At 68.7% G+C, this 6,910-nt stretch carries 7 protein-coding genes and 1 pseudogene; 6 read left to right on the forward strand and 2 right to left on the reverse strand.

Going from position 1 to position 6,910, the window contains the following annotated elements:
• Positions 1-96 precede the first annotated feature (96 nt).
• Both phoB and ACFPN9_RS12095 read left to right on the forward strand, forming a co-directional pair.
• Positions 97-795, forward strand: a complete 699-nt coding sequence (gene phoB / locus ACFPN9_RS12090; RefSeq protein ID WP_066719107.1) for a phosphate regulon transcriptional regulator PhoB — start codon at positions 97-99, stop codon at positions 793-795.
• A 162-nt stretch (positions 796-957) separates the two neighbouring features.
• On the forward strand, positions 958-2,196 hold the full coding sequence (locus ACFPN9_RS12095) for a TIGR03862 family flavoprotein (RefSeq protein WP_066719109.1): 1,239 nt from the start codon (positions 958-960) through the stop codon (positions 2,194-2,196).
• A gap of 180 nt (positions 2,197-2,376) precedes the next feature.
• Here ACFPN9_RS12095 and ACFPN9_RS12100 read toward each other — a convergent pair whose 3' ends face one another.
• Positions 2,377-2,829 (reverse strand): tetratricopeptide repeat protein, encoded by a 453-nt coding sequence (locus ACFPN9_RS12100; protein ID WP_066721901.1) that lies wholly within the window; start codon positions 2,827-2,829, stop codon positions 2,377-2,379.
• A gap of 79 nt (positions 2,830-2,908) precedes the next feature.
• Here ACFPN9_RS12100 and ACFPN9_RS12105 point away from each other — a divergent pair, with 79 nt between their 5' ends.
• From ACFPN9_RS12105 to ACFPN9_RS12120, 4 genes are all read left to right on the forward strand, one after another.
• Positions 2,909-3,127, forward strand: a complete 219-nt coding sequence (locus ACFPN9_RS12105; RefSeq protein WP_066721899.1) for a hypervirulence associated TUDOR domain-containing protein — start codon at positions 2,909-2,911, stop codon at positions 3,125-3,127.
• Entirely contained in the window at positions 3,127-3,450 is a 324-nt protein-coding gene (locus ACFPN9_RS12110) for a hypothetical protein (RefSeq protein ID WP_066721897.1), read from the forward strand. The genes ACFPN9_RS12105 and ACFPN9_RS12110 overlap by 1 nt, the downstream gene beginning before the upstream one ends.
• A 98-nt stretch (positions 3,451-3,548) precedes the next feature.
• A complete protein-coding gene (uvrB, locus tag ACFPN9_RS12115; RefSeq protein ID WP_377817092.1) occupies positions 3,549-6,215 on the forward strand; it encodes an excinuclease ABC subunit UvrB in 2,667 nt (888 codons plus the stop codon).
• Positions 6,216-6,309: 94 nt separating this feature from the next.
• A complete protein-coding gene (locus tag ACFPN9_RS12120) occupies positions 6,310-6,669 on the forward strand; it encodes an endonuclease domain-containing protein (protein WP_066721607.1) in 360 nt (119 codons plus the stop codon).
• Positions 6,670-6,810: 141 nt separating this feature from the next.
• Here the strand turns inward: ACFPN9_RS12120 and ACFPN9_RS12125 are convergent.
• Positions 6,811-6,910: pseudogene (locus ACFPN9_RS12125) on the reverse strand (IS5/IS1182 family transposase); the annotation flags it as partial.

Consider the following 6,910-nt stretch of genomic DNA (forward strand, 5'->3'; position numbering starts at 1 on the left):
TCGCCGGACCCACGCCGCGTTCAAGACGTGGATGCTCGCCACAAGGGCGAGCATGACGATGCGTTTCGGCACAAACGCCAAGAACGGAACCGTGCCATGGCCGCCCGCATCCTGATCGTCGAGGACGAGGAACCCCTCACCCTGCTGCTGCGCTACAACCTCGAGGCCGAGGGCTTCGCAGTCGACAGCGTGGCGCGGGGGGACGACGCCGAGCTGCATCTGCGAGACAACACGCCCGATCTCGTGCTGCTCGACTGGATGCTGCCCGGTCTCTCCGGCATCGAACTGTGCCGGCGGCTGCGGGCGCGGCGCGACACCGAGCGCGTGCCGATCATCATGCTGACCGCCCGCGGCGAAGAAACCGAGCGCGTGCGCGGCCTCGCCACCGGGGCCGACGACTATGTCGTCAAGCCGTTCTCCCTGCCGGAGCTGATCGCGCGCATCCAGGCGCTGCTGCGCCGGGCGAAGCCCGGCCATGTCGCGGGGCTGCTGGTCGCCGGCGATCTCGAACTCGACCGCACGACGCGCCGCGTGCGCCGGGCCGGCGAAGAGCTGCATCTGGGGCCGACCGAGTTCCGGCTGCTGGAATTCCTGATGCAGGCGCCGGGCCGGGTCTATTCGCGCGCCCAGCTGCTCGACGCCGTCTGGGGCCGCGACGTCTACATCGACGAGCGCACGGTCGACGTCCATGTCGGGCGGCTGCGCAAGGCGATCACGCCGGGCGACGCCAAGGATCCGCTGCGCACCGTCCGTGGCGCGGGCTACGCCTTCGACGAGACCTTCGCGCGGGCGTGAGGGAAACCGTCATGGTCGGGCGCAGACCCGAGCATCTCGTGACGCCGAGGCTCCCCTGCCGTGCCGGCCATAGATTCTCGGGTCGAGCCCGAGAATGACGAGGTCGCTCCGGCATGCGCCTGATCGCTTGACCCGCGACGCCCGACGGCGCAAGCCGGCCCGATGCAGATCAAAGACATCGCCATCATCGGCGCCGGCCCGGCCGGGCTGATCGCGGCCGAGCGGCTGGCCCAGGCCGGCCACCGCGTGACGATCCATGAGCGGATGCCGTCGCCGGCGCGCAAATTCCTGCTCGCCGGGCGCGGCGGGCTCAACCTCACCCATTCCGAGCCGCTGGAGAGCTTCCTGCCGCATTACGGCGCGGCGCGGGACTGGCTCGAACCCGCCATCCAGGCGTTTCCACCGCAGGCGCTGCGCGATTGGGCCGACGAGCTCGGCGCGGAGAGCTTCATCGGCACCAGCGGGCGCGTCTTCCCGAAGGCGATGAAGGCGTCGCCGCTGTTGCGCGCCTGGCTGCGCCGGCTCGACGGGCTCGGGGTGCGGCTCGAAGCCGGCCGGCGCTGGACCGGCTGGAACGACGAGGGCGCGCTGACCTTCGCCACGGCGGCCGGCGAGGTGACGGTCGCCGCCGATGCGACGCTGCTTGCGCTGGGCGGGGCGAGCTGGCCGCGGCTCGGCTCGGACGGTGGCTGGGTGCCGCTGCTGGCCGGCAAGGGCGTTGCCATTTCGCCGCTGCGGCCCGCCAATGGCGGCTTCGCCGTGGCCTGGTCCGACACGCTGCGCGAGCGCTTCGCCGGCGCGCCGCTGAAACGGATCACGCTTCGCTTTGCCGGCAAAGAAATTGTTGGAGAGGCGATGATCGACGCGCATGGACTCGAGGGCGGCGCGATCTATGCGCTGTCGGGGTCGCTGCGCGAGGCGATCGCGCGCGACGGTTCGGCGCTGCTCGAGATCGACCTGCGGCCCGATCTCGACCTCGCCCGTCTGACCGAGAAGCTCGGCAAGCGTCGGCCCGGTGAGACGCTCAGCAACCATCTGCGCAAGGCGGCAGGGCTGTCGCCGGCGGCGGTGGCGGTGCTGCGCGACAGCGTCGGCGGCAGGCTCGACGAGAGTCCCGCGGCGCTCGCGGCGGCGATCAAATCCGCGTCTGTGCGCCTGACCGGGACGATGCCGCTCGACCGGGCGATCTCCAGCGCCGGCGGCATCGCGGCCGGCGAGATCGACGGGGGCTTCATGCTGCGGCGCCTGCCGGGCGTCTTCGTCGCCGGCGAGATGCTGGACTGGGAGGCGCCGACCGGCGGTTACCTCCTGCAGGGCTGCTTCGCGACCGGCGTCGCGGCGGCGGCGGGGATGGTGGCGTGGCTCGCGCGGGGAACCTCGACGGAGAACCCTGTCCCATAGGGAGAGGGCAGGGTGAGGGGTCGGCCGTTTGAAGGTGGCGTGAGACCTGACCGGCGCAGCGGTTGGGTCAGCACTCGGCTGGTCCAGGGGCCGACACCTCACCCCTGCCCCTCTCCTTACAGGAGAGGGGTTCCCCGCGCTTTCTGGTCTGCGCTTCGCTTCGCCCGAGAATGACGCCCCCTACCGCCCCTCGGCCTTCCGGATGGCCTCGTCGAGATCCTGCCATTCATGGCAGCGGCCGCAGAGGCTGGCGAGCTTGGCGAGATTGGCCTTGGCCGAGGCCATGTCGCCGGTCTCGATGAACCATTCGCCCTGGTATTCGAGCGCGGGCAGGAAGGTCGGGTCGCGCATCAGCGCGGCGTCGTAATACTGCTTCGAGAGCGGGTAGTTCTTCAATTTGCGGTGCGAGTAGGCGAGCCAGTTCAGCAGGACGGGCGAGTGCGGCGAGCGCTTCAGCAGCGCCTCCAGCTTCTCGATCGCGGGCGGGAAGTTCTTTTCCTCGATCCAGCGCCGCGCCTGGCGGTACTCCGGGTCCTCGTCGAGCCAGGTCCAGTCCGGCCCGACGGCCTGGGCGCCGGCCGCGGCGAGCAGGGCCGCGGCTCCCGTCAGCAGCGCGATCAGGCGGCGGTGCATGGCGTGTTCCTTCCCGATGAACCCGGTCGCGGGGGTCCGCGTTGCTCCCGTCATCGCCGGCCGATCATGGAGAGATCGCATGACAAGTAAACTGAGGAAGGGCAGCGCTGTCCGCTGGCACTGGGGCAATGGCACGGCCGAGGGGGAGGTCGAAAGCGTGTTCACCAAGCCGGTCAGCCGCACGATCAAGGGCAAGCGCATCCGCCGCAACGCCTCGGAGGAGAAGCCGGCCTATCTGGTGCGGCAGGCCGATGGCGCGAAGGCGCTGAAGTCCCAGAGCGAGCTGGAGGCGCGCTGATGGTGGAGATCGATCTGACGCCGCCGGCCGCCGCCGCGAAGGCGGCCGAGCAGGGGCTGAAGCTGCGGAAGGAGCACAAGCGCGGGGGCACCCGCGTCGGTGTCGCCCGGGCGCACCAGCTCATGAAGCGGGAGCCGCTCTCGGCCGATGTCGTGAAGCGCATGGCGAGCTATTTCGCCCGGCATGCGGTCGACAAGAATGGCAAGGATTTCGACAATGCCGCGGACCCCTCGGCGGGCTTCATCGCCTGGCAGCTCTGGGGCGGCGATGCCGGACGCGATTGGGCCGACAAGAAAAAGGCCGAGCTGACCAAGAAGGGGTAGGGCTACCAGCGCCTCTCCTGCCAGCTCCTGTCACCAGTGCGCGTCGCCATGCGTCGCGCCCCCTCGCGCGCGGACGCGACCGGTCCCATATTGCAGCTATGTCCGAGAGCCCCGCCAAGACCAAGCCCGCCAAAAAGCCCTCCAGCGCGCGCACGCCCAATTCCAAGGCGAGCAAGCCGGAGCTGAAGCCGCTCGAGGGCTATCTCGCCGATCTGCTCAACCCGGCGATCAACCGCGGCACCGCGGTGCCCGGCGGCGCCGGCGGCTTCTCGGACCGGCCGCAGGCCGGCTACGAGCCGAAGCCGGATTATTCCCTGGAGCGGCCGGGCGGCGAGGAGCGGCCGAAGCGCAAGCTCTCGAAGAAGGCCGATGGCGCCTTCATCGGGGCGGAGGGCGCGGCGGCGGCGACGGCGCAGTCGCTGCAGACGCTGCTGGAGAGCGGCAATCCCTTCATCGAGCCGGGCAAGGCCTGGGTGCCGCATCGCCCGCCGCGGCCGGACAAGTCGGAAGGCGGCATCCGCTTCCGGATGAACTCGGAATATGAGCCCGCCGGCGACCAGCCGGCCGCGATCGCGGAGCTGGTCGAGGGCGTGTCCCGGCAGGAGCGCGACCAGGTGCTGCTCGGCGTCACCGGCTCGGGCAAGACCTTCACCATGGCGCAGGTGATCGAGCGCACCCAGCGCCCGGCGCTGATCCTGGCGCCGAACAAGACGCTGGCCGCGCAGCTCTATGGCGAGTTCAAGAGCTTCTTCCCCGACAACGCGGTCGAGTATTTCGTCTCCTATTACGACTACTACCAGCCCGAGGCCTATGTGCCGCGCTCGGACACCTATATCGAGAAGGAATCCTCGATCAACGAGCAGATCGACCGGATGCGCCATTCGGCGACGCGCTCGCTGCTGGAGCGCGACGACGTCATCATCGTCGCCTCGGTGTCCTGCATCTACGGTATCGGCTCGGTCGAGACCTATACGGCGATGACCTTTGGCATCAAGCTGGGCGAGCGTGTCGAGCAGCGCCAGCTCATCGCCGATCTCGTGGCGCTGCAATACAAGCGCACGCAGCACGACTTCACCCGCGGCAGCTTCCGCGTGCGGGGCGACGTGATCGAGCTGTTCCCGGCCCACTATGAGGACCGCGCCTGGCGCATCGGCCTGTTCGGCGACGAGGTCGAGAGCATCAGCGAGTTCGACCCGCTGACGGGCCAGAAGACGGCCGACCTCGAATTCGTGAAGGTCTACGGCAATTCGCACTACACCACGCCGCGGCCGACGCTGACCCAGGCCGTGAAGAGCATCAAGGAGGAGCTGAAGGCCCGGCTCGACGAGCTGAACCGCATGGGCCGCTTCCTCGAGGCGCAGCGGCTCGACCAGCGCACCACCTTCGACATCGAGATGATCGAGGCCACCGGCTCCTGCAACGGCATCGAGAACTATTCGCGCTATCTCACCGGCCGCAAGCCGGGCGAGCCGCCGCCGACTTTGTTCGAATACCTGCCCGACAATGCGCTGGTCTTCACCGATGAAAGCCATGTCACCGTGCCGCAAATCGGCGGCATGTATCGCGGCGACTTCCGCCGCAAGGCGACGCTGGCCGAATACGGCTTCCGCCTGCCCTCCTGCATGGACAACCGGCCGCTACGCTTCGAGGAATGGGACGCGATGCGCCCGCAATCGATCCATGTCTCGGCGACGCCGGGCTCCTGGGAGATGGAGCAGACCGGGGGCGTCTTCACCGAGCAGGTCATCCGCCCCACGGGGCTGATCGACCCGCCGGTCGAGATCCGCCCCGCCAAGCACCAGGTCGCGGATCTGCTCGACGAGATCAAGGAGGTGACCGAGAAGGGCTACCGCACGCTCGTCACCGTGCTGACCAAGCGCATGGCCGAGGATCTGACCGAATATCTGCACGAGAACGGCGTGCGCGTGCGCTACATGCATTCCGACATCGACACGATCGAGCGCATCGAGATCCTGCGCGATCTGCGGCTCGGGGCCTTCGATGTCCTCGTCGGCATCAACCTGCTGCGCGAGGGCCTCGACATCCCCGAATGCGGCTTCGTTGCCATTCTCGACGCCGACAAGGAGGGCTTCCTGCGCTCCGAGACCTCGCTGATCCAGACGATCGGCCGCGCCGCCCGCAATGTCGACGGCAAGGTCATCCTCTATGCCGACCAGGTCACCGGCTCGATGGAGCGGGCGCTGGCCGAGACGAACCGCCGCCGCGAGAAGCAGCTCGCCTATAATGCCGAGCACGGCATCACGCCGCAGACGATCAAGCGCGCCATCGGCGACATTCTCGGCAGCGTCTATGAGCGCGACCACGTCACCGTCGATGCCGGGCTCGGCACGCCGGCGGCCGGGCACAATTTCAAGGCGGCGCTGGCCGATCTCGAAAAGCGCATGCGCGAGGCCGCCGCCGATCTCGAATTCGAGACCGCCGCCCGGCTGCGCGACGAGATCAAGCGGCTGCAGGCGACCGAGCTCGCCATCTCCGACGACCCGCTCGCCCGCCAGGGCGATGTCGAGGCCTCGGCCGGCAAGTACAAGGGCGAGCGCAGCTATGGCGCCAGCGCCAATCTGCCGCCCACCCGCGCCCGCAAGCCGACCGACGAGGATATGGGCCCGCACAACTGGGGCGGCGGCGAGGGCAAGCCGGTCGCCAAGCCCGGCGCCCGCCCGCGCAAGCCGACGCTGGACGAAATGGGCCCGCGCACGGAGCAGCGGCCGAAGGGGGCCGGGGAGAGACGGGGGCGGAGGGGCTGACGCCCTCTACCTTTGGTGATCATGCGCGGGGAACCCCTCTCCTGTAAGGAGAGGGGCAGGGGAGAGGTGTCGGCCGTTCTCCGCATGAGGCACCATGGCGACCGAGCGACAGGACTTCGCGAGAAGACTCCGCCGGCAATCCACCAAGCCGGAGGACATCCTGTGGTCGCTGCTCCGCGCCCACCGCCTCGACGGCCTCAAATTCCGCCGGCAGGTGCCGTTGCTCGGCTACACCGTCGATTTCCTCTGCCTCCAGCGCAAGCTCGTCATCGAACTCGACGGCGCTCAGCATGACGTCGAGCGCGACTACGACGCAGCCCGCACGCTGGAGATCGAGCGCCACGGCTTCACGGTGATCCGCTTTCGCAACGAGACGATGCTGAACGACCGCGACGCTGTCGTTGCCGCCATCCGTGAAGCGGCGGGGACCGCGACGGAGAACCCTCACCTGTAAGGAGAGGGTTCTGCACGGACTTGGCTTGGGGGGCGCTTGAGGAGATGGAGTTGCGCCTGGAAGCGTGTGAAAGCGGCGTGCGGAGGCAATTAGGTGACGGAAGCTACGAACGCATTTGGTCGCTGGAATGGGTTCCCCACCTTAGGCCGTCGACTCATTACCGCGTAGCCAGATCCTGACGCATACGAGCTTGAGGCTTGCGAGGAAGTTTTCCGCGAGCTTGTCGTAGCGTGTGGCGACG

Source organism: Allobosea massiliensis, from assembly GCF_042655245.1.
GTDB classification, from domain to species: Bacteria; Pseudomonadota; Alphaproteobacteria; order Rhizobiales; family Beijerinckiaceae; genus Allobosea; species Allobosea massiliensis.